At 70.9% G+C, this 22418-nt stretch carries 22 protein-coding genes; 11 read left to right on the forward strand and 11 right to left on the reverse strand.

What is annotated here, in order from left to right:
* The first annotated feature begins 12 nt into the window (after positions 1 to 12).
* The 4 genes from CCN39_RS10580 to CCN39_RS10595 all read left to right on the forward strand — a co-directional run bounded on the left by CCN39_RS10580 (position 13) and on the right by CCN39_RS10595 (position 3866).
* Positions 13 to 264: a hypothetical protein gene (locus CCN39_RS10580; protein ID WP_013230551.1), complete on the forward strand. Its 252-nt coding sequence runs from the start codon at positions 13 to 15 to the stop codon at positions 262 to 264.
* 149 nt (positions 265 to 413) lie between these two features.
* Positions 414 to 1088: a Crp/Fnr family transcriptional regulator gene (locus CCN39_RS10585; protein ID WP_003081747.1), complete on the forward strand. Its 675-nt coding sequence runs from the start codon at positions 414 to 416 to the stop codon at positions 1086 to 1088.
* A gap of 419 nt (positions 1089 to 1507) precedes the next feature.
* Positions 1508 to 2764: an MFS transporter gene (locus CCN39_RS10590; RefSeq protein ID WP_086840806.1), complete on the forward strand. Its 1257-nt coding sequence runs from the start codon at positions 1508 to 1510 to the stop codon at positions 2762 to 2764.
* A gap of 40 nt (positions 2765 to 2804) precedes the next feature.
* Entirely contained in the window at positions 2805 to 3866 is a 1062-nt protein-coding gene (locus tag CCN39_RS10595) for a DNA polymerase III subunit beta (RefSeq protein ID WP_086840808.1), read from the forward strand.
* Between the two features lie 109 nt (positions 3867 to 3975).
* Here CCN39_RS10595 and CCN39_RS10600 read toward each other — a convergent pair whose 3' ends face one another.
* Positions 3976 to 4932 carry an Lrp/AsnC family transcriptional regulator gene (locus tag CCN39_RS10600; RefSeq protein WP_086840810.1) on the reverse strand — a complete coding sequence of 319 codons (957 nt, stop codon included), beginning with the start codon at positions 4930 to 4932 and terminating at the stop codon, positions 3976 to 3978.
* Positions 4933 to 5015: 83 nt separating this feature from the next.
* Between CCN39_RS10600 and CCN39_RS10605 the strand changes: the two genes are divergently transcribed.
* On the forward strand, positions 5016 to 5837 hold the full coding sequence (locus CCN39_RS10605; RefSeq protein ID WP_208630197.1) for a VOC family protein: 822 nt from the start codon (positions 5016 to 5018) through the stop codon (positions 5835 to 5837).
* Complete coding sequence (locus CCN39_RS10610; protein WP_086840814.1) at positions 5834 to 6982, forward strand: carboxylesterase family protein; 1149 nt, start codon at positions 5834 to 5836, stop codon at positions 6980 to 6982. Before CCN39_RS10605 ends, CCN39_RS10610 begins: the two co-directional genes overlap by 4 nt.
* Here the strand turns inward: CCN39_RS10610 and CCN39_RS10615 are convergent.
* From CCN39_RS10615 to sp36, 7 genes are all read right to left on the reverse strand, one after another.
* Entirely contained in the window at positions 6960 to 7214 is a 255-nt protein-coding gene (locus tag CCN39_RS10615) for a glutaredoxin domain-containing protein (protein WP_043789066.1), read from the reverse strand. The genes CCN39_RS10610 and CCN39_RS10615 overlap by 23 nt on opposite strands.
* On the reverse strand, positions 7211 to 7981 hold the full coding sequence (locus CCN39_RS10620) for an MBL fold metallo-hydrolase (RefSeq protein ID WP_086840816.1): 771 nt from the start codon (positions 7979 to 7981) through the stop codon (positions 7211 to 7213). Before CCN39_RS10620 ends, CCN39_RS10615 begins: the two co-directional genes overlap by 4 nt.
* The gene (locus CCN39_RS10625) at positions 7978 to 8796 is read right to left on the reverse strand and encodes an NUDIX hydrolase (protein WP_086840818.1); all 819 of its coding nucleotides are present in this window, start codon (positions 8794 to 8796) and stop codon (positions 7978 to 7980) included. Before CCN39_RS10625 ends, CCN39_RS10620 begins: the two co-directional genes overlap by 4 nt.
* A 112-nt stretch (positions 8797 to 8908) precedes the next feature.
* Positions 8909 to 10039 carry a hypothetical protein gene (locus tag CCN39_RS10630; RefSeq protein WP_086840820.1) on the reverse strand — a complete coding sequence of 377 codons (1131 nt, stop codon included), beginning with the start codon at positions 10037 to 10039 and terminating at the stop codon, positions 8909 to 8911.
* 36 nt (positions 10040 to 10075) lie between these two features.
* Positions 10076 to 10702 carry a hypothetical protein gene (locus CCN39_RS10635; protein ID WP_086840868.1) on the reverse strand — a complete coding sequence of 209 codons (627 nt, stop codon included), beginning with the start codon at positions 10700 to 10702 and terminating at the stop codon, positions 10076 to 10078.
* Positions 10702 to 11157: a RidA family protein gene (locus CCN39_RS10640; RefSeq protein WP_086840822.1), complete on the reverse strand. Its 456-nt coding sequence runs from the start codon at positions 11155 to 11157 to the stop codon at positions 10702 to 10704. The genes CCN39_RS10635 and CCN39_RS10640 overlap by 1 nt, the downstream gene beginning before the upstream one ends.
* Positions 11158 to 11161: 4 nt before the next feature.
* Entirely contained in the window at positions 11162 to 11323 is a 162-nt protein-coding gene (sp36, locus tag CCN39_RS10645) for a Sp36 family protein (RefSeq protein ID WP_003068074.1), read from the reverse strand.
* A 103-nt stretch (positions 11324 to 11426) separates the two neighbouring features.
* On the opposite strand from sp36, the gene CCN39_RS10650 reads away from it, so the two are divergent.
* The 3 genes from CCN39_RS10650 to bagB are packed head-to-tail and all read left to right on the forward strand — an operon-like array spanning position 11427 to position 13822.
* Entirely contained in the window at positions 11427 to 11675 is a 249-nt protein-coding gene (locus CCN39_RS10650; RefSeq protein ID WP_086840869.1) for a hypothetical protein, read from the forward strand.
* Positions 11676 to 11696: 21 nt separating this feature from the next.
* On the forward strand, positions 11697 to 12704 hold the full coding sequence (gene bagA / locus CCN39_RS10655) for an ATPase BagA (RefSeq protein ID WP_086840824.1): 1008 nt from the start codon (positions 11697 to 11699) through the stop codon (positions 12702 to 12704).
* Positions 12701 to 13822 (forward strand): ATPase BagB, encoded by a 1122-nt coding sequence (bagB, locus tag CCN39_RS10660; protein WP_086840825.1) that lies wholly within the window; start codon positions 12701 to 12703, stop codon positions 13820 to 13822. Before bagA ends, bagB begins: the two co-directional genes overlap by 4 nt.
* Before the next feature lie 46 nt (positions 13823 to 13868).
* On the opposite strand, the gene CCN39_RS10665 is transcribed toward bagB, so the two are convergent.
* Positions 13869 to 14165, reverse strand: a complete 297-nt coding sequence (locus CCN39_RS10665; protein ID WP_086840827.1) for a WhiB family transcriptional regulator — start codon at positions 14163 to 14165, stop codon at positions 13869 to 13871.
* Between the two features lie 345 nt (positions 14166 to 14510).
* On the opposite strand from CCN39_RS10665, the gene CCN39_RS10670 reads away from it, so the two are divergent.
* The gene (locus CCN39_RS10670; RefSeq protein WP_244210719.1) at positions 14511 to 16679 is read left to right on the forward strand and encodes a transglycosylase domain-containing protein; all 2169 of its coding nucleotides are present in this window, start codon (positions 14511 to 14513) and stop codon (positions 16677 to 16679) included.
* 58 nt (positions 16680 to 16737) lie between these two features.
* Here the strand turns inward: CCN39_RS10670 and CCN39_RS10675 are convergent, their stop codons facing one another.
* Both CCN39_RS10675 and CCN39_RS10680 read right to left on the reverse strand, forming a co-directional pair.
* The gene (locus CCN39_RS10675) at positions 16738 to 17208 is read right to left on the reverse strand and encodes a hypothetical protein (protein ID WP_143264003.1); all 471 of its coding nucleotides are present in this window, start codon (positions 17206 to 17208) and stop codon (positions 16738 to 16740) included.
* A 365-nt stretch (positions 17209 to 17573) separates the two neighbouring features.
* A complete protein-coding gene (locus tag CCN39_RS10680; protein ID WP_143264004.1) occupies positions 17574 to 17972 on the reverse strand; it encodes a hypothetical protein in 399 nt (132 codons plus the stop codon).
* A gap of 624 nt (positions 17973 to 18596) precedes the next feature.
* Between CCN39_RS10680 and CCN39_RS10685 the strand changes: the two genes are divergently transcribed.
* Positions 18597 to 22409: a hypothetical protein gene (locus tag CCN39_RS10685; protein ID WP_143264005.1), complete on the forward strand. Its 3813-nt coding sequence runs from the start codon at positions 18597 to 18599 to the stop codon at positions 22407 to 22409.
* Positions 22410 to 22418 lie beyond the last annotated feature (9 nt).

The following is a 22418-nucleotide window of genomic DNA, read 5'->3' on the forward strand; positions in this document are numbered from 1 at the left end:
CGGGGTCCGGTCATGACCGTCTGGTTCGTCATCCTGGTCCCCCTGGTGATCATGTTCTTCGCGCTCTTCATGGAGCGGGTGGAGAGCAGGCTCAAGCACGTCGCGGTGCAGGAGAACGAGGTCGAAGAGTTCCTCGAGCAGGCGCAGCCCAACGAGGTCAGGGCGCTCTACGGGCACGGCATCGGCCGCGCGCTGGAGCTGTTCCGGCTGCGTAGGCTGGGCGGACGGGCAGCCAGGCTACGCGCGCGTCGCGTGCGGAGTTAGGCTCCACGTTCGAACGAGATCGTTTCCGCCACGTGCGAGTCCGGCGGGCGATCTCGGGAGTACGCCCTAGACTGACGCGCAAGTGATCGGCGTCACGCTCCTCCAGTCACGGGGGAGCGTGATCGTTTCTCGACGAGGAGGCACCCGAGGTGGACGAAACCCTGGCCCGTGCGGGCATTTTCCAGGGTGTGGAGCCGGCAGCGGCGGAGGCGCTGGCCCAGACCTTGGAATCCGTGGAGTTCCCCCGCGGCCATGTCATCTTCAACGAGGGTGAACCCGGCGACAAGCTGTACATCATCCAGTCCGGCAAGGTGAAGATCGGCCGCAAGTCCCCGGACGGCCGCGAGAACCTGCTGGGCATCTTCGGCCCGTCGGACATGTTCGGCGAGCTGTCCATCTTCGACCCCGGCCCCCGGACGTCGAGCGCGACCACGGTCACCGAGGTCCGCGCGGTCACCATGGACCGCCCGGCCCTGCGCCAGTGGATCTCGACCCGCCCGGAGATCGCCGAGCAGCTGCTGCGCGTGGTCGCGCGCCGCCTGCGCCGGACGAACAACATGGTCGCGGAACTGATCTTCACCGACGTCCCGGGCCGCGTGGCGCGGGCGCTGCTGCAGCTCGCCCAGCGGTTCGGCAGCCAGGAGGCAGGCCTGCTGCGGGTCACGCACGACCTGACGCAGGAAGAGATCGCCCAGTACGTCGGCGCCTCGCGCGAGACCGTCAACAAGGCGCTCGCCGACTTCGCCCACCGCGGCTGGCTGCGGCTCGAAGGCAAGAGCGTGCTGATCCTGGACCCCGAGCGGCTGGCCCGCCGGGCTCGCTGAGTCCCTCACGTCGAAGGCCCCTCGGTGAACCGAGGGGCCTTCGTCGTCGTGTCCCATAACAAAGAGCCGGGCGCCACCCCCGACGTGGCGCACCGGCTCTTCGTTGTTTGCGCGGACCATCCCCCGACGATCCGCGCTCCCCGCCCTCCGGGCCAGGCCCCGACCCGAGTGCCGGAGGGAGCTGGGTTTTTCTGTGCTGTTGTTCAACCATCACGGCCCATACCCACGAATTCAAGGCCATTCACTCTCAAGGACGCCGTCTGGGCCGTTTCGTTGCAGGAGTCCACGGAGAATATCGTGAGTGTTACCCGATCGAGACCTCTCGCACCGGTCCCAAGATCCACTGCCAGTGTGCCGGTGACGAAGCTGACCGTCAAATAACTGGTACTGACGTACCAGACTGCGGCATACTTGTACGCGTGTCCCACTCTGCCTCGAACCACGAAAGCCGCACGTCCCTCGGCGACTACCGGACCGCGCTGACGACCCGGGCGGCCCGGTGGCCCGCCGTCGCGGCCGTGCTCGCCCGCCTGCCGATCGCCATGATCGGCATCTCGGCCCTGCTCTACGTCCAGCGCGAGACCGGTTCCTTCGCCACCGCGGGGCTCGTCTCGGCCGGTTCACTCGTCGGTGTGTCGGTCGGCGCGGTGGTGCAGGGCAGGCTGATCGACCGGTTCGGGCCGACGCGGCCGTTGCTCACCGTCGCCGTCCTGCTGGCGCTGTCGATGAGCGCGCTGGTCACGGCGATCGAGTCGCACGCCGCGACGGTCGTGCTGGTCGCGCTGGGCGCCCTCACCGGGCTGACCGAGCCGATGGTCGGGTCGGCGTCCCGGGCGCTGTGGGGCCGCCTGCTCCCGCCGGGCGGGCCGCGCAACGCCGCGTTCTCGTACGAGGCGATCAGCATGGAGGTCTTCTTCATCCTCGGCCCCGGTGTGGCCGGGCTGCTGGTCATGGCGCCGTGGGCGGGCACCGGCCTGGTGCTGGGCGTCGCGCTGCAGGTCACCGGCGCGGTGCTGTTCGCGCTGAGCCCGGCCGTGCGCGCGTGGGGGCCGGGTTCGGGTTCTTCGGGGTCGCTGCTGGGCGCGCTGGCGAGCCCGGGCATGCGGACGCTCGCGGTGGCCGCGCTCGGCTTCGGCGTGGTGATCGGGTTCGTGGAGGTCGCCGTGCCGGCGGCGGCCACCGAGGCCGGCTCCCCTTCGACGGGTGGGTTGCTGCTGTCGGCGTGGTCGCTGAGCTCGGTCGCGTTCGGCGTCGCCTACAGCCTGCGGCCGTGGCCGCGGCAGCTGGGCCTGCGCCTGCCGGTGCTGCTCGGCGGGTTCGGTGCGCTGGTGGCGCTGCTCGCGTGGCCGTCTTCGCTGTGGGGCCTGGCGCTGATGATGCTGCTGGCGGGCGCGCTGATCACCCCGCAGTCGACGGCCCACTCGACGACGATCGAGGTGGTCGCACCGTCCGGGACGGCGGCGGAGGCGTTCGGCTGGGTGCTCACGGCGGTGACGCTGGGGCTGGCGGCCGGCCAGTCGATCAGCGGGTACGTCGTCGAGCACGCCGGCCCGGGCGCGGCCTTCCTGGCGGCGAGCGCGGCGGGGCTGGCGCTGGCGGTGGTCGTGTGGCTGCTGCGCGGAACGGTCCGCTCCGCCGCCGCTCCGGCCGAGTCGCGTTCCCTGGTCAACGCGTAGTTCGGCGGTTTTTGTCGGTGCCTGCCGCTAGCTTGCGGGCATGGACGTCACCGCGCCTGCCCACCGCCTCTCGGCGGCCGTCTCGGCCGCGTCACGCCTGCTGCCGTCCCGCACCGGACTGAGGCTGCGGGCGGACGCGGCCGGGCTGACGGTCGCCGGCGTGGCTCCGGACCTGGCGGTCCGCTTCGACTGCCCGGCGACCACGCACACCGACGGCGCGGTAGTGGTCCCGGCGGCCCCGTTGGTGGAAACGCTGAAGGTGCTCGACACGGAGCTGGTCCGCTTGGTCGTCGAGGGCACGCGCCTGGCGTTGCGGCTGGACAACGCCCGGTTCGCGCTGCCCCTGCTGCCGACCTCGGCGGCCCCTGCGGACCCACCCGCGCAGGTGTCCGAAGTAGACGGAGCGGCGTTCGCTTCGGCGTTGCGCATCGTGGCGGGCACGGCGGCCAAGGACGACCCGCTCCCCCTGTTCACCGGCGTCCGCCTGCAGGCCGCCGGTTCCGGCCTGACGTTGACGGCGTCGGACCGCTACCGGATGGCGGTGGCCCGGCTGCCCCTGCTGTCCCCGGGTGCCCTCGACGTCCTGGTCCCGGCGGCCCTGCTGTCGGAGGCGGCCCGCCAGGCCCGAGGCCGGGTGGGCCTGCACGTGGGGCCGGGCCGCTTCGGGGTGAGCTGGCAGGGAGGCCTGGTCGCCACTGCGGTCCTCGACGCGGGCTTCCTGTCGGAGGACTCGATCCCCTCGGGCACGGTGGACACCACGGTGTCACTGCCGGCGGACGCCCTGGCCGCGGCGGTCCGCCGAGTGGGCGTGTACGCGGAGGACAGGCGAGTCCTGACGGTGGAGGTGGGCGACGCACAGGTCCGCTTGGCGAGCGCACGGCAGGACACGGGCGAGGCGGAGGAGGTCCTGAAGGCGAACGTCAGCGGCGGGCGGACGTCACCCTCGTTCCAGGCCCGGTACCTGCTCGACGCGCTGGGGGCGTTCGCCGGGGAGCGGGTGGAGCTGTCGATCCAGCCGGGGATGCGGGCGTGCATCCTGCGGGCCGCGGAGCCCGGGGAGGTGGCATTGACGTACTACCTGATGCCGATGCTGGCGCGGTAGATCAGCCGATGCCGATCAGTCGGGCTCCGGCTTGTGCGGAAGCAGGCTCGCCGGGAAGGCGAGCCGGCGGAGCTGCCGGATCGCGGTGCGCGAAACGGCAGCTCCCGCGCTACACGGTGCCGAAGCGCTTCAGCGTCCGGATCATCGGTGCCGTCTCCACCTGACGGATGCCTTCCAGGCCGCCCAGGTCGTCGGCCAAGTACTCGTACAACGCCGCGTCGTCGCGGCAGCCCACGTTCGCCACCAGGTTGGCCGGGCCCGTCGTTGCCGCCGCGAAGGCCACCTGGGGGTGTGTGGACAGCGCCTGGCCCGTTGACTCCAACGCCGATGGCGCGACCGTCAGCCACAGCGTCGCCGTCAGGGGGTAGCCCAGCAGGGCCGCGTCCACCTCGACGTCGAAGTACAGGGCTCCCGATGACCTCAGCGTCTCGAGGCGTCGGCGGACCGTCGACTCCGAACGACCCGAGGCCGCCGCCAATGTCGACATGTCGGCACGGCCGTCGCGGGCCAACGCAGCCAGCAGTTCCGTGTCTCCGGGCTCCGGGCGGTAGGCCGAAGACCCCGGAGTGCTGCGCAACGCAGCGACCTCGGCCGGAGTCAACGCGCTCGACCGGCCCGGCCAGCCCGCCGGGCCGCCCGCGAAGCGACGCAGCAAGCGGTACGCCGTCATCGACACCACCCGGGGTGTCTTCGGCAGCCTGCCCAGCAGCAGCCCGCCTGCCTGCTCGCGCAGCGGTGCCCGGACGAAGCACACGATCTCCGTCCCGCCGGACATCAGGCTCACCCACTGCGTGTCGTCCCGGCGGGCCAGCGCCGCCGCGATCGGGGCCGCCGCGTCCGGGACGCAGCCGAGGCGGACCAGCCAGTGGACCTGCCCCAGCGGGGCCGCCTCCGGCACGCCCACCACCCGCAGCACCCCGGACGACCGCAGCTTCCGGTACCGGCGCGCCACCGTCTGGTCCGACACCCCCAGCACCGCCGCGATCGTGCTGAACGACGCCCGGCCGTCCAGCTGCAACGCGTGCGCCAGGCGGCGGTCGAGACTGTCGAGCAGGCCGGATTCCACCAGATCAGCCTAGGAGATGTCGGATTCCGTGCACGATCTCGTCATGGATGGAACGCCGGTGCGGAGCCGCCCACGCTGAAAGGATGAACATCGACCACACGGTCTTCCTGACCCGCCGCCACGGGGAAACCTGGCGGCGCTACGAACAACTCGGCTTCACGCTGAGCCCGCAGTCGCGGCACTTCGCCGCTCCCACCGGCGACAGCGAGCCGGTGCCGAGCTGCACCGCGAACCGCTGTGCCTACTTCGGTGGCTCGTTCCTCGAACTGATCGGCATCGTCGACGAGACGACCGGCGATCCGTGGCGGGTCCTGCCGATCCTCGACGCCCGGGGTGACGGCCTCCACGGCGTCTCCTTCGGTGTCGACGACTCCGAGGAGGCGGCAACGAGGCTCCGCGAAGCCGGCCTCTCGAATTCAGGAGTCCTGAAGCTGCAACGCGACGTGGACCTGCCCGAAGGCACCCGCACCGCGCGGTTCCGCAGTGTCCACATCAGACGGGACCGGAGCCCCGAGGGCATCCTCCACACCGCCGAGCACCTCACGCCGGAGTACCTCCACCAGCCGCGCTACCTCGATCACCCCAACGGCGCCCGCGGCGTCGCGGGGATCGTCCTCGTGGTCCCGGACGGCGAAACAGCCGCCTACCGGCAGCGCTACGACGTGATCACCGGCGGCCGGCGGCTGGTCGACATCATCGGGGTGAGCGACCTCGACGCCGTCCTGCCCGGCGAAACCCCGCGGAAGCTGCCGTACTTCGCCGCCCACGGGGTCGTGGTGGCGGATCTCGCGAAAGCGCGGAAGCTGATCGAGGAGCACGTCCCGACCACCACCCACGACCGCGGGTTCTTCGTCCGCGCCGAAGACGCCTTCGGTGCCGCGGTGTTCTTCGAGGAGGCACGATGATCGTCGAAACCACCAGCGGCCGGGTCCGCGGCGCGCACGGCACGTTCAAGGGAATCCGCTACGCCACCGCGAAACGCTTCGAAGCCCCGATCCCGCCGAAGCCGTGGAGCGGTGTCGAAGACGCGCTCGAAGCAGGACCGGCGGCGCCGCAGCCACCGTCACGCCTGGAGCACGCCCTCGGGCCGATGCCACTGCCGCAGCGCGAAGACTGCCTCTTCCTCAACGTCTTCACGCCGTCGACCACCGGGAACCGGCCGGTGCTCGTGTGGATCCACGGCGGCGGGTTCTCCAGCGGCTCGGGCGGCCAGGTCTGGTACACCGGCACGCGCCTGGCCCGTGACGCCGACGCCGTGGTCGTGACGCTCAACTACCGGCTCGGCGCCCTCGGCTTCGCCGCGCTGGACGGCGTGCCGCCGAACCTCGGGCTCCGGGACCAGCTCGCCGCCCTGGAGTGGGTGCGGGACAACATCGCCGCGTTCGGCGGGAACCCGGCCGAAGTCACCCTCGGCGGGCAGTCGGCCGGTGCGCAGTCGACGCTCGCCCTCTGGTCGTCGCCGCGGACGAGAGGGCTCATCAAACGGATCGCCCTGCAGAGTGCGCCCCTCGGCATGCGCCCCGCCACCAGGGAGGAAGCGAACCGGACCGCCAGCGCGCTGGCGGCCCTCCGGACCGCCCCGGTGGAACAGCTGCTGGCCGCGCAGGTTTCGGTCCCCGGCAGGCCCGGCTCGATCGAACCGCCGTTCCAGCTGGTCGCCGACGACGACCTCGTCGCGCACGACCTCATCGAAGCCGCGCCCGAAGGGCCCGCCCTGATCAGCTGGACCCGCGAAGAACTCCGCGCCTTCGTCCCCGACGCGCCGCAGGAAACCATCGACGCGGCGAACGGCTTCTTCACCAGCGACCGGTTGGTCGAGAAGCTCGGCGCCTTCACCTACCGCTTCGACTGGCAGGCGCCCGGAAACCGGTTCGGCGCCTGCCACTGCCTCGACATCCCGTTCCTCTTCGGCACCCACGACGTCTGGGACGCGCCGATGCTCGAAGGGGCCCCGAAGGGCCTCGAGCACGAGACCGGCCTGCGCGCAGTGTGGGCCGCCTTCCTCCACGGGGAGCGGCCCGCCGCGCTCAGCCCGCCGAAGCTGCCTTGACCGCCGCCTCGACCTCGGCGAACGACGGGTTGACCATGGCCGTCGACCCGACGATGACCGTCGGCACCGTCTCGTTGCCGTTCGCGACCTCGCGCACCCGCGCGGCCGCCGCCGGGTCCTCCCAGATGTTGATCGCCCGGACGTTGAAGCCGCTCTTCGACAACGGCCGCTCCAGCGCGGCGCAGAACCCGCACCCCGGCCGCCAGTAGAACTCGACCTCGACGTTGCTCATCCGTTCTCCTCCGACCGCAAGTAGTCCAGCTGCGCCTGCACGCTCCACTCGGCGGGCGCCCACAGCGCCCGGTCGACGTCGGCGTACACGACCTCGACGACCTGGCGCGGTGTGGCGTCCGCCCCGAGCGTCTCCAAGGCCGAACGCACCTGGTCCAGCCGCTGTTCCCGATGGGCAAGGTACTCGCGCGCGGTCGCGGGCAGATCGGGGAGCTCCGGACCGTGGCCGGGCAGGCCGACCGTCCCGGCCGGCAGCTCGATCAGCTTCCGCAGGGAACGCAGGTAGTCGCCGAGGTCGTGCAGCACCGTCGTGCCGCGCCCGAGGATGGTGTCGCCGGTCAGCACCTGCGAACCGACCACGAGGGACACCGAGTCGTCGGTGTGGCCCGGCGTGTGCAGGACACGAAGGGAAAGCCCGCCCGCCGAGATCACTTCGCCGTCCACAAAGGACGAAGCGCCCACGCACAGGGCGGGATCGAACGCCCGCACCGGCGCGCCGACGCGCTCGGCGAACCACGGCGCGCCCTCCGCGTGGTCGGGGTGGTGGTGCGTGAGCACGACCAGCTCGACCGGAGCGACCGAGGCCAGCAGCTCGAGGTGCTCGAGGTCGCGGTAGCCCGGGTCGACGACCACCGCCGGGCTCGACGGTGCCGCCCGCAGCACCCAGCTGTTGGTGCCTTCGAGCGTCATCGACGACGGGTTGTTCTCCAGCAGCACCGAAGCCGTCTCGGAGACCTGGCGCAGCACGCCGTAGGCCGGGGCGCTCATCGCGGCTCCAGGACGACTCGGACGTGGCCGTTCTCACGCACCAGCGTGGGCGCGATCCGGACGATCTCGCGCGGCGCGTCCAGCACGTCGTCGGCGGTGGCGAACTCCGCCAGCTCGCTCAGCGTCAGCCACGTCGGCGGCATCAGCATCCGGCGGCCTTCGCGCGCGTCGGCGATGGCGTCTTCGGGACGCTGCCAGCCGGAGCTCGAGGCCTCCGACGTCGCGCCGTCGGCCTCCTGGCCCTCGGGCAGCTTGGCGACGTAGAACCGGGTGTCGTAGCGGCGCGGCTCCTGCTCGGGCGTGATCCAGTGCGCCCACGGCCGCAGCAGGTCGGCCCGCAGCGTCAGGCCCGCGTCGGCGAGGAACCCGGCCAGCGACACCTCCCGCGTCTCCAGGGCCTGCCGGGCCGCCGCGTACGGCGTGACGTCGGTGAGCACCGCGTCCGCGCCGCCCGCGAGCAGCACGCCGGACTCCTCGAACGTCTCGCGCACCGCCGCGCAGGTCAACGCCCGCGCGAGGGCTTCGTCGCAGCCGAACCGCGAGGCCCACCACGACGGCTCGGGCCCGGCCCACGCCACCGACGTGTCGGCGTCGCGCCGGTCGACCCCGCCGCCGGGGAACACGGTCATCCCGCCCGCGAACGGCATGCCCTTGACCCGGTGCTGGAGGAAGACCTCGACGCCGTCGGCGCCGTCCCGGACCAGGATCACCGTGGCCGCGTCCTTCGGCGTCGCCGGCGGGCCGTCGGCGTTGGCGCGGGTGGCCACCCCCGCGCCGACCGGGATGTCGAAGACAAACTCCTTTGGCTGCTCCACCTCGGCAACATACCTCCGCCACCCGACGTCCCGTCGCGCAGTTGTGGCACGCCGGACACGGAAAAGGCGGCACCTCCCGGAGGGGAAGTGCCGCCTTCTCGTGAACAGAGTCCTACGGGGCGGTCCAGCCGCGCTGGTCGCCACCGGAGCGGGACGCGCCGTTGAGCCGCATCTTCGCCGCCTCGGCCCGCTCGCGCTCGGCCAGCTCGGCGTGCAGCTCGCGCAGCAGCGCCCGGTCGCGCTCGCTCAGGCTCGGGTCGTCCAGGTCCAGCGCCGGCAGCTCGACGACCTCGTGCATCGACGGCTTGCCCGCGGCGATCTCGCGGCCCTTCTCCGGGTCCTCGGCCAGCGCCTGCCGCAGCTGCGCCACCTCGGCCGGGGTCAGGTCGGCGGTGCGCTCCGCCCGCGTCTCCGACCGCGCCTTGCGGGGCGGCTCGGCGGCGGGCGACGGCGACACGATCGGCACCACCGGGGCAACCGGCTCGGCCGGCGCCGTCGTGGTGCTGCTCGACCGCATGCTGTGCCGGCTGCCCGACTCCGCGACCGGCTCCGACGTCACCGGGGCCGGCGGCTTGGCGACCGGCTCCGGCCGAAAGGACGACGAACTCGACGTCGTGCTCCCGGTCACCCAGGCCGGCGACGCGGCGGCCGAGGCGGCCTGGTGGTACTCGGAGTGCGCGACACCCGGACCGCTGACCTCGACGACCGAGTGGATCCCGGCCCGGCGCAGCGCCGTGTCGACGCGGAACGCGACGGCCGGCGGGTTGCCCTCCGGCCCCAGCTCGACGAGGACCACCCGCTGCGGCAGCGCGCCCGGCACGCTGCCGGCCGGGGTGTTGCGCCACACCGCGTGCACCGAGCGGACGTCCGGCAGCACCTGCAGCGTCCGGTCGAGCGCCTCGGCGATGCCGAACTCCGGGGAGTTCTCGCCGCTGAACCGGTGCGTGTTGACCGGCTCGGTCTCGTCGACCAGCAGGTCGTTCGCCAGCGTCGCGTCCGACCGGCTCATCTCGAGGACGAGCGCGAGCTCGCGCTGCTCGGCGGAGCTGACCGGGATCCGGCCCGCGATGAGCGTGCCGGTGGTCAGCTCGACCGCCTCGTCGATGTGGGCCCGGGCGATCAGCTCACGCGCTTCGGTGAGCGCGCTGTCGTCGATCCGGCCCGCCAGGGCCAGTAACAGGTTGTGCAGGCGCAGGGGCACCGAGAACCCGTCCATGGGCGGGCCGTCGTGGACCTCCACCATTGCCTTGCTCCCTCCCAGCTCGCTGGCGGGCGAGCGTTATGCGGCTACTAGCCGGGTCCCCGCCACGGCGCCCACGCAGACCAGCTCTGAGTCGGCCAGCGCGGCCCGGTGGTACCCCGGCAGGTCGAAGCGCGGCGGGATGACTTCGACGCTGGGCTCTTCGTCGCCCAGGACCCGCAGCACCCGCTGCAGTTCGCCGGTCAACCTCGGCAGCCCCGTCAGCGCGGTGATCAGCAGGACCCGCTTCGCGGTGCCCTGCCCGACCACACCGACGTGTCGCCAGCTCTGCCGCACTTCCCCCACGTCCGGGCGACCGCGCAACGTTGCGTGGATCAACACGGACACGGAGTCGACCGAGTTAACCCATTCGGGCGCACTCGACGTGAATGTGTACCGGTTCTCGGTGACGTCGTCTACCCCCAGCGTCGAACTGACCTGGTGCCAGTCGGCGCCGTGCGGGATGAGACCGGCCACGAGCAGCCGGTACTCCGTTTGGTCGAGGTCGATCCTGTGCTTAAGCAAAGACCTCGGCAGGGTGCGCGCGAGGGTGCCCATGGCGCCCTCGCCGAGCCAGTCGCGGAACCGCCACAGCAGCTGGTCGGGCAGCCGCCCGGCCAGCCGGAGCAGCAGCTCGTGGGTGGCCTGCTCGATGTCCGGGTCCATCACTGCACCTCCACGATCAGTTCGACCTCCACCGGCGAGCCGATGGGCAGCTCCGCGACGCCGACGGCCGAGCGGGCGTGGATGCCCGCGTCGCCGAAGACCTCGCCGAGCAGTTCGGACGCGCCGTTGACGACCGCAGGCTGACCGGTGAAGCCTTCCGCGGAAGCCACGAAGCCGACAACCTTGACGATCCGCGCGACGTTGTCAATGCCGACCAGGGCGTGCACGGCCGCGAGCGCGTTGAGCGCCGACGTGCGGGCGTGGCCCTTCGCCTCTTCGGGGCTGATCTCCGCGCCGACCTTGCCGGTCGCGGCGAGCACGCCGTCGACGAAGGGCAGCTGGCCGGAGGTGTAGACGTGCTTCCCGCTCTGGACGGCGGGCACGTACGCGGCCAGCGGGGCCGCGACGCCGGGCAGCTCGATGCCGAGCTCCTTCAGCCGTTCGCTCCAGCTCACCGGGTCAGCCCTTCGGACGCTTCAGGTAGGCGACGTGCTGCTCGCCGCTCGGGTTCGGCAGCACGGTGACCAGCTCCCAGCCGTCCTCGCCCCACTGGTCGAGGATCTGCTTCGTGGCGTGGATCAGCAGAGGGACGGTGGCGTACTCCCACTTGGTGGCGCTCATAGCCGCCGAGCGTAGCCAAGCGGGCAAGACCGCCTGGGACGGCCGCCGGAAAACCGGCCGCGACGCGCCGGGGTGTGGTTCATCTCACGCTAGCGTGGGCGGCGTGGAAACGTGGCGCGTGATCGTGACGGCGCTGCTCGCGGCGGCCGGGCTGCCGCTGGCGCTCGTCGTGATGGCGAAGGTGCGCGACCGGACGCAGAACTCCGGCCAGGTCGCGCTCGGCGGGGTGATCACCTTCACCCTCGTGGTGGTCGTGGGCGTGCTCACCCTCACCGTGCTGCCCGGCCTCGTGAGCTGGGCACTCGTCGCGGCCGTCGCCGCTGCGGCGGGCGTCATGCTGCTGGCCGGTTGAGCGCTGAATTAGGGTGCAGAAGTGACCATTTCCCATGCCGGCTGGACCGACGAGCTTGCCCGCGCCCGGCTGCACTTCGTCACCGGCAAGGGCGGGACGGGCAAGACGACGCTGGCCGCCGCGCTCGGCCTCGCGCTCGCCCGCGAAGGCCGTCGGGTGCTGCTCATCGAGGTCGAGGGCCGGCAGGGCATCGCCCAGCTCTTCGACACCGAGCCGCTGCCCTACGCCGAGCAGCGCATCGCGTCCGTCCCGGGCGGCGGCGAGCTGCGCGCGCTGCACATCGACGTCGAGGCCGCGCTGCTCGAGTACTTCGAAATGTTCTACAACCTCGGCTTCGCCGGCCGGACGCTGCGGCGGATGGGCGCGATCGAGTTCGCGACCACGCTCGCGCCGGGCCTGCGGGACGTCCTGCTCACCGGGAAGATCAAGGAGTGCGTCGGCCGGACCGAGTCCGACGGGCGGCACACCTACGACGCCGTCGTCGTCGACTCGCCGCCGACCGGCCGGGTCGTCAAGTTCCTCGACGTCACCAAGGCGCTGACCGACCTCGCGAAGACCGGCCCGATCCGCGGCCAGGCCGACGGCGTCGTCCGCCTGCTGCACTCCGGGGAGACCGCCGTGCACCTGGCCACGCTGCTGGAGGAGATGCCGGTGCGCGAGACCGTCGAGGCCGTGGCCGAGCTGGACGGCGCCGACCTGCGCCCGGGCGCGGTGCTGGTCAACCGGGTCCGGCCGCCGCGGTTGCCCGCCCGGTCGGTGACCGCCGCCGCGGACGGGCGCGTCGACGCCTCCCGCGTCCGGACCGGGCTCGCGTCGGCCGGGCTGAAGCTGCCGGACGACACGTTGGACGCGCTTGTAGAAGAAACTGTCGAACATGCCGTGCGGGTGGCCGCCGAGCAGCGGGCGCGCGAGCAGCTCGCCGAGGCCGATCTGCCGACCCTCGAGCTGCCGGACATGACCGACGGCATCGACGTCGCCGCCCTCTACGACCTGGCCGAAGCCCTGACCGACCAGGGGGTGCGGTTGTGACCACCATCGACATCGACGCACTGCTGGACGACCCGGAAAGCCGCGTGATCGTCTGCTGCGGCTCCGGTGGCGTCGGCAAGACGACCACGGCCGCGGCGCTGGCCCTGCGCGCCGCCGAGCGCGGCCGCCAGACCGTGGTGCTGACGATCGACCCGGCACGACGGCTGGCGCAGGCGCTCGGCCTGCGCGAACTCGGCAACCACCCGAGGCAGGTGCAGGTCGAGGGGTTCGAGCCGAAGGGCGAGCTCTGGGCGATGATGCTCGACATGCGCCGCACCTTCGACGACATGGTGCGCGTGCACGCCGGCCCGGAACGCGCCGAGCAGCTGCTCCAGAACCCCTTCTACCAGACGATTTCCACGTCGTTCTCCGGCACGCAGGAGTACATGGCGATGGAGAAGCTGGGCCAGCTCGCCGCCACCGGCGAGTGGGACCTGATCATCGTGGACACCCCGCCGAGCCGGTCCGCTCTGGACTTCCTCGACGCGCCGACGCGGCTTTCCTCCGCGTTGGACGGCCGGATGATCCGGCTGCTCACCGCCCCGGCGAAGGCCGGCGGCTGGGGCCTGCGCAAGGTCGTCAACGCCGGGTTCTCGATGTTCGCCAAGGCCGTGTCGACGATCATCGGCGGCCAGCTGCTGACCGACGCGTCGGCGTTCATGCAGGCCTTCGACAGCATGTTCGGCGGTTTCCGCGAGCGCGCCCGCAAGACAGCGGAGCTGCTGCGCTCGTCCGGGACGTCGTTCCTGGTCGTGGCCGCGCCGGAGCCGGACGCGCTGCGCGAAGCGTCCTACTTCGTGGAGCGGCTGTCGTCGGAGTCGATGCCGCTGGCGGGGTTGATCGCGAACCGGACGCACCCGGTGCTGGCGAAGCTGTCGGGCGCGGAGGCGCTGGCGGCGGCCGAGTCGCTGCAGGAGGGCGACACGAACGCCCCGCTGGCCGAGGCGGTGCTGCGGCTGCACGCCGACCGGGTCGGCCTGGCCGCGCGCGAAGAACGGCTGCTCGCCCGGTTCACCCGGGCCCACCCCGAAGTGGCGCTGGCCCGGGTGCCCGCGCTGGCCGGCGACGTGCACGACCTCGACGGCCTGCGCGACATCGGCGTGAAGCTCGCCGGCTGAAGCGGCACGGGCGGCGCGGCAGCAGGACCGCACCGCCCGCGGCCGCTCAGCCGACCTTGACCCGCTCCTTCGCGTCCCGCTTGGCCGCTTCGAGCAGGTCCGCCCAGCTCTCCACGTCGGGACGGCGGCGCAGCAGGGCTCGCCGCTCCCGTTCGGTCATGCCGCCCCAGACGCCGAAGTTGATCCGGCCGTCGAGCGCTTCGGCGAGGCATTCCGTGCGGACCGGGCAGCCCATGCAGACGGCTTTCGCCCGGTTCTGCTCCGCACCCCGGACGAACAGGCCGTCCGGATCGGCGTCCCGGCAGGACGCGTTGATTCGCCAGCTCGACTGGTTGGTTTCCATACCCCCAGCTCCCTACCCTGGTGATCGACGCACCAGCGGGGAAAGGCACTGCGCTCCCTTGCCCCCGCGAGCGTGTCTCCCTCAGCTCACGTCGGTTACCCGGGCACCTCCCCGGTGCCGGTGCCGCCGTTCGGACCAGGCGAGCTCCCACCCGCGTTGATCCATCCGACGGCTTGTCTTCGTGAGACGTTGACGGACTGTAGGGGCCGTCGGTTCCCCCCGTCGAGACCCAGAATGCCTTCCGTTACCAGTTGTCACCGAAGGGGGTCTGTTTTGTCACTGAATTCACACCTGCGGAGACACGGCGTCACCGGCGCCTGACTCACTCCGGGTAGCCTGGCCCTCGTGCGAAAAGCGGATGGTTTGTTCAAGCTCATCGGCCTCTGTCTGCTCGCGGGGGTGCTCGTCGCCGGCATGCTCTTCCCGGTCGTGGGGGCCGCCGGTGTCATGTCGAACCAGGCCAGCGAGACGGTGGAGAAGACCTCCTCCGATCTCGCGGACATCCCACCGCCGCTGGTGACGACGGTCACCGACAGCACCGGCAAGCCGATCGCGACCCTGTACGACCAGTACCGGCTGCCGATCACCGAGAACCAGATCAACGAGGCCATGAAGTGGGCCCTGGTGTCGGTCGAGGACAAGCGGTTCTACGACCACCACGGCGTCGACTGGCAGGGCACGCTGCGCGCGGCCGTCAGCAACACCACCGGCGCCGACACCCAGGGCGCCTCGACGCTGACCCAGCAGTACGTGAAGAACTACCTGATCAACGTCGTCTACCGGACCGACACGATCGGCCAGAAGAAGGCCCAGGAGCAGTCGATCGCCCGCAAGCTCAAGGAAGCGCGGATCGCGATCCAGCTCGAGACGAAGCTGACCAAGCAGCAGATCCTGGCCGGCTACCTCAACATCGTCGAGTTCTCCCGGCAGATCTACGGCATCGGCGCGGCGGCGCACGCGTACTTCGACACGACCCCGGAGAAGCTCACCGTGCCGCAGGCGGCGCTGCTGGCCGGCCTGGTGAACAACCCGATCAACAACGACCCGTGGAAGCACCCGGACAAGGCCACCGCGCGCCGCAACCTGGTGCTCGACCGGATGGTGGACAACAAGAAGCTGGCCAAGGCCGACGCGGACCGCTTCAAGGGCGAGCCGCTGGGCGTGGTCGCGGACACCCCGAAGAAGCCGCCGGCCAACTGCATCGGCGCGGGCCCGGAGGCGGGCTTCTTCTGCCAGTACGTCGAGGACTACCTCCTCAAGGCCGGCGGGATGACCAAGGACCAGCTCTACACCGGCGGCTACACCATCAAGAGCACGCTGGACGAGCGCGCCAACCACGAGGCGAAGGTCTCGGCGGAGGCGCAGGTCAAGAAGACCCAGCCGTACGTGGCGAACACGTTGTCGCTGGTGAAACCGGGCAAGAACCGGCACGAGGTGGTGGCACTGGCCTCGAACCGCGACTACGGCCAGGACCAGGGCGCGGGACAGACGACGTATGCCCTGCCCACCGGCGTGTACAACACCGGTGGCGCGGGGTCGACGTACAAGATCTTCACCACGGCGGCGGCGCTGGAGAAGGGGCTCGCCGGGATCTACACACCGGTGGAGGTGCCGGAGTCCTACACCTCGCACGTGTTCCTGGGTGGCGCGAAGACCTGCCCGAAGGCCGGCAACTCGAACTGGTACTGCGTGGGGAACGCCGCCGACTACAGCCGGATCGCCCAGGGCGCGACGGTCCAGACGGCGTTGGCCACCTCGCCCAACACCACGTTCGTCGAGCTGGAGGACCGGCTCGGCAGCACCGGTCCCGGCATCGACATGGCCCGGCGCCTCGGCATGCGCGACACCATGGCGAGCAACATCGGCGGCGGCACGGTCGACCCGAAGTCGGACAAGGCCGAGAAGAGCCAAAGCCAGGCCGAGTACTACGGCCCACGCCCCGGCTGGGCGGGCTTCGGCGCGTTCACCCTGGGCTTCAGCCCGCTGAGCGGCCTGGAACTCGGCAACGTCGCGGCGACCATCCTCTCCGGCGGCGTCTGGTGCCCGCCGACGCCGATCGGCGGGGTGACCGACCGCAACGGCAAACCGGTGCCGGTCAAGGAAGCGCCGTGCGAGCAGGCCGTGCCCGAACCGCTGGCGAACACCCTCGCCGTGGGCATGAGCAAGGACGACCAGGCGGGCGGCACGTCGTTCCAGGCGGCCAACAGCGTCGGCTGGAACCGGCCGATGATCGGCAAGACGGGCACCACGCAGGGCAACGTCTCGGCGACCTTCGTCGGCGGCACGCCCCAGCTCGCGGGCGCGGCGATGACGTTCAAGTTCGGCGGCGGCCAGGGCGGTATCTGCGACGCCGGCCCGGGCAACGTCCGCGTGTGCCCGAGCGGCAACATCTTCGGTGGCAAGACCCCGGCCCGCACCTGGTTCGGCGCGATGAAGAACATCATGGACGCCAGTCAGCCGATCCAGGAGCTACCGCAGCCGGATCCGCAGTACATGGGCGGCGGCGCCCGGTAGCCGTCGCGAAAGCCGGAAGGGGTCCGCGGCGCACGCGGGCCCCTTCCGGCTTTTCCGCTCAGTACCAGCCGGTGAGGATCTGCTGCCCGTTGTGGTAGCCGCCCGCCCGGAACACCCAGCTGGTGCTCGGGTTCGTCAGCTGGGCCGCCGAGGTGATGCTGGCCTTGTTCTTGGGGTTGCCGAAGGGGCCGCACTGGAGCCAGGTCCGGCCGCCGTCGCGCGACCAGTCCATCCAGACCGTGCCGGTCACCGGCACGTTCCAGGTGCCGTTCCACAGCTCGGCGTACCCGCGCGTCCGCCCGCCGAACGTGCCGAAGAACAGGTTCACCCGGGTCCCGTCGGACCAGAGGAGCTCGGGCCCGACCGGGCGGTAGTCGGCCGCACCGTCGTCGGAGATGTCGATGAAGCCGTTGGCGCCGCCGGCGCAGTCGGCGACACTCGCCGACGCCGTCCCCGCCGGGACGAGCACGGCCGCCACCGCAGCCAGCGCGGCGGCCAGCGCCGACGCTTTTCCGGAAATTATGCGCATCAAATCCTCGATTCACCGGGGAACTACCGCGAACGAGAGTCGAGAATGAGCCGACGGCTCGACGACCGGTGCCCATTCGAGGGGCACCGCCCCCTCCTCCCGAACGGAGCATAGCCGCGCGCGGCAGCATTTCCTCAATCCACCGATCGAGTGACGCACGCTGTGGCGATGCCGTTCGAGCCGCTGCGGTCACCTCGGCCCGAGGAGGGTTTGAACGGCTGGTTTGAACCACTTTTCGGCGACATTCCCCGCAATTCGACGACCGCACTCGGAGACGCATTCCCAAAATGGGCCCAACGCCCCCTGGCCGAAATCCTCGAGCGAGCCACGGCACGAACCGCCGTGGCCCGCTCGGCTGTTCCCGCTCAGCAGTGCGCGATCCCCGGCGCGGGGTCGTGCCCGGTGGCCAGCCAGTAGCCGGTCACCCAGCCGTAGGTCCAGACCGGAACGGCGTTCTCGTCGTGCTGGTAAAGGCCGTAGTACCAGACGCTGTCGCCGTTGATCGGCTCCCCGGTCGTCCAGCAGCCGAGCGAAAAGGGGTAGTCGCCGGGCATGGTGAGGATGTAGCCGCTCTTCGAACTCGCACCGGTCCGCAGGTTGACCGACGTGAGCGTGTTGGCGCACGAGGGATAGCCGCGCAGCCAGTCCGGGCACGACGTCACGCTTTCCACGGAGTCGTTCGAGGCCAGCGCGACCCCGCCCGAGCCGACCAGTACGGCGGCCACTGCCGTCAACACCCCGAGCACTCGCTTGACCCTGTGCATGATCACCTTTCCGTGACAGATTTCCAGCGGCGTTTTCCGATACCACCGCGGCAGGCCGCGATTCGCCGCGATAAAACGGACATGCAGGGCGATTCGGCACAATCTTCGGCCCGACCGAGCGGGCCTACGCCATTCCTCCCCGGCCCAAGTTATCCACGCCGCACAACTTTTGCTCAATCGGCCGTTCGAGTGACGGCAGACTCGCCGCGCCACGTCGCAGGCGGTGACCTCACACCACTCTTACGGCCCCTTGATCACCAGCGCCCGCCCGGTGTTTACTGCCATGACCTGCAGCAACGCCTGCGGGTTCGAGCGTGGCCGCCAACCCTGGGGAGGGGGTGAGCATGCGGCGCCGCCGAGCGCCGATCCGGCCGTCGAACACAGGAGCGATCGCTCCTTCCGTGGCCCGCGACCGCATTCGCAACGCAATTCGCCGGCCGGCCGTCGCCTTTGCCGGAATTCCGGGCGCGCCGCGTTTTTTTCGGAAACGACGCACCCCGGCACTTTTTCCGCTGCCGCTCTCTCGCTTCGAGGTAGGTATCCCCCATGCTTCCTGTCCACCGAACCGCGCGTCGAAGACTGCGCTCGCTACCTTCGGCCGCGGCTGCTGCCGTGGCCTGCGCGATGATCACCGCACCCGCCGCCGAGGCCGCACCGCCGTCCGGGCCGACCGGCTCGGTGGGCGCCGAAGCCCCGGCCGCTTCGTCCGTTCCGGCCGCACAGCGGTCCGAAGTGCTCGGAACGGGCTGGGCCGGCTCCCCCGACCGGGCCGTGACCAGCAACGGGGACGCCTCGGGCTTCCACGTCCTGGTCGCCGACGCCAAGGACGGCTACGCCTGGCGCACCGCCGCCACCCTGACCGAAACGGGCACGGACACCGACCGGTGGATCGGCCGGACCTGCGTCACCTCGTCGGGGAAGCGGGCCGTGGTCGTCTACGCGCCGCGTCAGCTCGTGAACGACGAGGACCGCTACCACCACGGTGCGCTCGCCGCGGTCGTCGACCTGGACACCGGTGCGGTCACGAAACTCCCGGAGCCCGTGTCCATCGCCTACTACAACCCGGGCTGCGGCGCCGGCGAGCAGGCGATGCTCACCCAGAACTTCGCCCGCAAGGGCCAGTACGTCTCCCGGCTGTTCACCGTGGACGCCGCGGCCGGCCGCATCACGTCCACTGTGGACACCGTCGGCCAGGTGACGTCCGCCGTCCCCACCGGCAAGGGTGTCGTCGCGGCCAAGGGCGACAACCTCGTGTCCGTCGGCGCCGACGGCGCGGTCAAGCCGGTGGCGTACACGCCCGGTGGCGCGTTCCGGCTGGTCGTGGACGCCTCCGGTGGGGTCGGCTACCAGACCCAGACCGCCTCCGAGACCGCTGTCCACCGGTACGCCGACGGCGTCGACGCGGTCGTCACCGAGGCACCGCAGGGCTCGGTCCAGTTGCACGGCTCCGCCGGCCGGGTGTTCCTGCAGGGGCCGGACGCCGCGATGCCGTCCGCGCCCGCGGGCTGGCAGGCGGCGAAGGTGCCCGCCGACTCGGAGCTCTCGACCACCGGCGCCCTCGGCGTCGATTCCGCGCTGCCCGGCGACCCCGCCGCACCGGGATCCGCACCGCGGCCCGCCGGCGTCACGCCGGTGCGGATCGCCGCGCGGGTCCTGTCGACCGGCGCCGAGCCGAAGTTCGAGGTGGCCCCCGCCGCGCTGCACCCGGAACAGGGCAGCGCCGACTCGCCCGCCGTCGCGAAGACCGCAGGACCCGGTGGCGCTCAGCCGTCCGGCACCGGCGACGACACCACGGACCCGAACCGCAAGTGCGCGATCCCGCGCAACGATCCGCGCATCCAGTCGCTGCAGGAAACGCCGCAGATGGCCGAGTGGGCCGCGGACCTCGCCGTCAAGGGCGCGCTCACGGTGGCCCGCCCGGCCGGGTACAACGGTTCCGCCCTCCCGGCCTACACCCCGCAGGGGCTCTTCCCGATGCACGCCCTTCGCGGCGGCGGCCTGGTGCCGGCGCAGGTCCTGCTGGGCATCATGGCCCAGGAGTCCAACATGTGGCAGGCGAGCCCGCACGCCGTCGACGGCGAAAGCGCGAACTTCGAGCAGGGCGGCTTCTACGGCCGCAACGTCGGCGTCGACTCGGTGAACTTCGCCAAAGCCGACTGCGGCTACGGCGCGACCCAGGTCACCACCGGAATGACCGTGGGCGACGGAACCACGGTGTACAGCCACGACCAGCAGGTCGCGCTCACCGTGGACTACGCCGCCAACATCGCCGCCGGGCTGAACATCCTCATCGACAAGTGGAACCAGATGAAGGACCTCGGGGTGGTCGCGAACAACGCCGACCCGCGGTACATCGAAAACTGGTGGTTCGCGCTCTGGGCGTACAACAGCGGCTGGCACAAGCTGAACGACCCGACCGACCCCAACAGCCACCCGGACGTCTACGGGCTCGGCTGGTCCAACAACATGGCCAACCAGGACCTGATCCAGGACCGCAAGGGCTTCCTGGACAACCTGACCAGCTGCAAGACGGAACAACAGGACACAGGAGGCAACTGCAACGACGCCAAGCACCCGGCCGACTGGACCTACCCGGAGCGGGTCATCGGCTTCGCGAAGAACTCGCTGGTCCGCTACAACTGGTCGGCGGGCCAGTACAGCGCCACCTTCGTGAAGGCCGCGTTCCCGAACGGGAAGCCGAGCGTTCCGGCCCTCCTGACGTTCTGCGCACCCGCGCAGAACGGTTGCGACCCGGCCAAGACCCACGTACCCGGCAACTTCCCGGGCACCGTGGCCAGCCACTGCCTCCGCGACGACCTCGCCTGCTTCTGGCACGCGTCGTCGACGTGGCAGCCCAGTGCCGCTCTGCTCGGCACGGAAGCGGTGATCCACTCGCCGGGCGAAGCCGAACCCCAGCCGGGGCAGTTCTACCGATCGGACTGCTCGACCCCGCCGGGTTCGGGTGGCTTCCTGATCGTCGACGACGTCGCGCCCGGCACCCGCACCAGGAACGGCTGCGGCGCGGGTGCGGTCAGCCACGGCTCCCTGACGTTCAGCTTCGCCCCCGACAACGCCGGCAACTACCCGTCGAAGATCGACTTCCACCAGCTCGACACCGGCTACCGCGGGCACTTCTGGTTCGCCCACACCTGGAAGGACACCCTGGTCAACGCCAAGCACAAGGTCACCGGGACGTGGACGCTCGACCAGCCGATCAACGGCTGGGCCCGGGTGCTCGTGTACGTCCCGGACCACGGCGCGACCACCCCGCAGGCGTGGTACCGGGTCAACGGCTCGGACAGCACCTCACCCCTGCGCTCGGTCTCGGAAGGGGGTTACCTCGACGAGAACCGGCATCCCCAAGCGGGCAGCTGGCGTTCGCTCGGCGCGTTCAAGTTCGCCGGCGTCCCCAGTGTCTCCCTGGACAACCTGACGCACGCGAACTACATCGGTGACCTGCCCAACGGCGTCGACGACGTCTCCTGGGACGCCGTCGCCTTCCAGCCACTGCCCGGCAAGCCCGCGAACCAGATCGTCGCGATGGGCGACTCGTACTCGTCCGGCGAAGGGGTCACGCCCGACGATTCCTGGGCCTACTACCGGGAAAGCGACCACGACGGCAACGACAAGACCCTGCGCAACGCGTGCCACCGGTCCAGTGATGCGTGGTCACGCCTCGGCAAGCTGAGCGACAACCCGGGGCAGAGCATCGGCAGCCGGGCGGACACCTTCGACCCGTCACTCGATTACCACATGACGGCTTGCCAAGGCGCGCGTGGTCACAACCTGTGGCGGGGCGACGCCGGCGAATACGGTGAACCCGCCCAGCTCGACCAAGGCTATCTCGACCAGTACACGAACCTGGTCACGCTGTCGATCGGCGGGAACGACGCACGGTTCACGGACATCCTCAACAATTGCGTGACCTACTTTCCGGCGCACGTCGGTGGTTCGTGCGCCGACATGTCACTCGACAACGACGGCAAGCCGGTTTCCCAGACCATTCCGGCGTTGTTGACCAGCAATGTCATACCGGACATGGAAAAGACCATCGACAACGTGATGGCGGCCGCACCGAACGCGGCCCTGCTGTTCATGGGCTACCCGCAACCGATCGAAAACGCCGCGCCCTGCACCGCGCTCTTCGGCAGCAGTTCGATCACGTGGTTCCGCGGCATCGCCGGCCAGCTCCACGACCTGCAGTCCCAGGAGGTGACGAAACTGCGGGACAGCGGCCGCAACATCAGATTCGCCGATCCCGTTCCGGTGTTCGACGGCAAGGGCGCCTGCGGCACCGCCGAAGCCATTCACTCCACGGTCACCCGGTTCTCACACGGAGACGCCAAGCAGCCGGTGAGCCAGCAATCGTTCCACCCCAACGAATACGGTTCGACCCTCTACACCCAGGTTCTTGAGCGGACATTGCACGACTGGTAATCTCGATCA

Origin of the sequence: Amycolatopsis kentuckyensis (assembly GCF_002155975.1) — a bacterium.
Classification (GTDB): domain Bacteria; phylum Actinomycetota; class Actinomycetes; order Mycobacteriales; family Pseudonocardiaceae; genus Amycolatopsis; species Amycolatopsis kentuckyensis.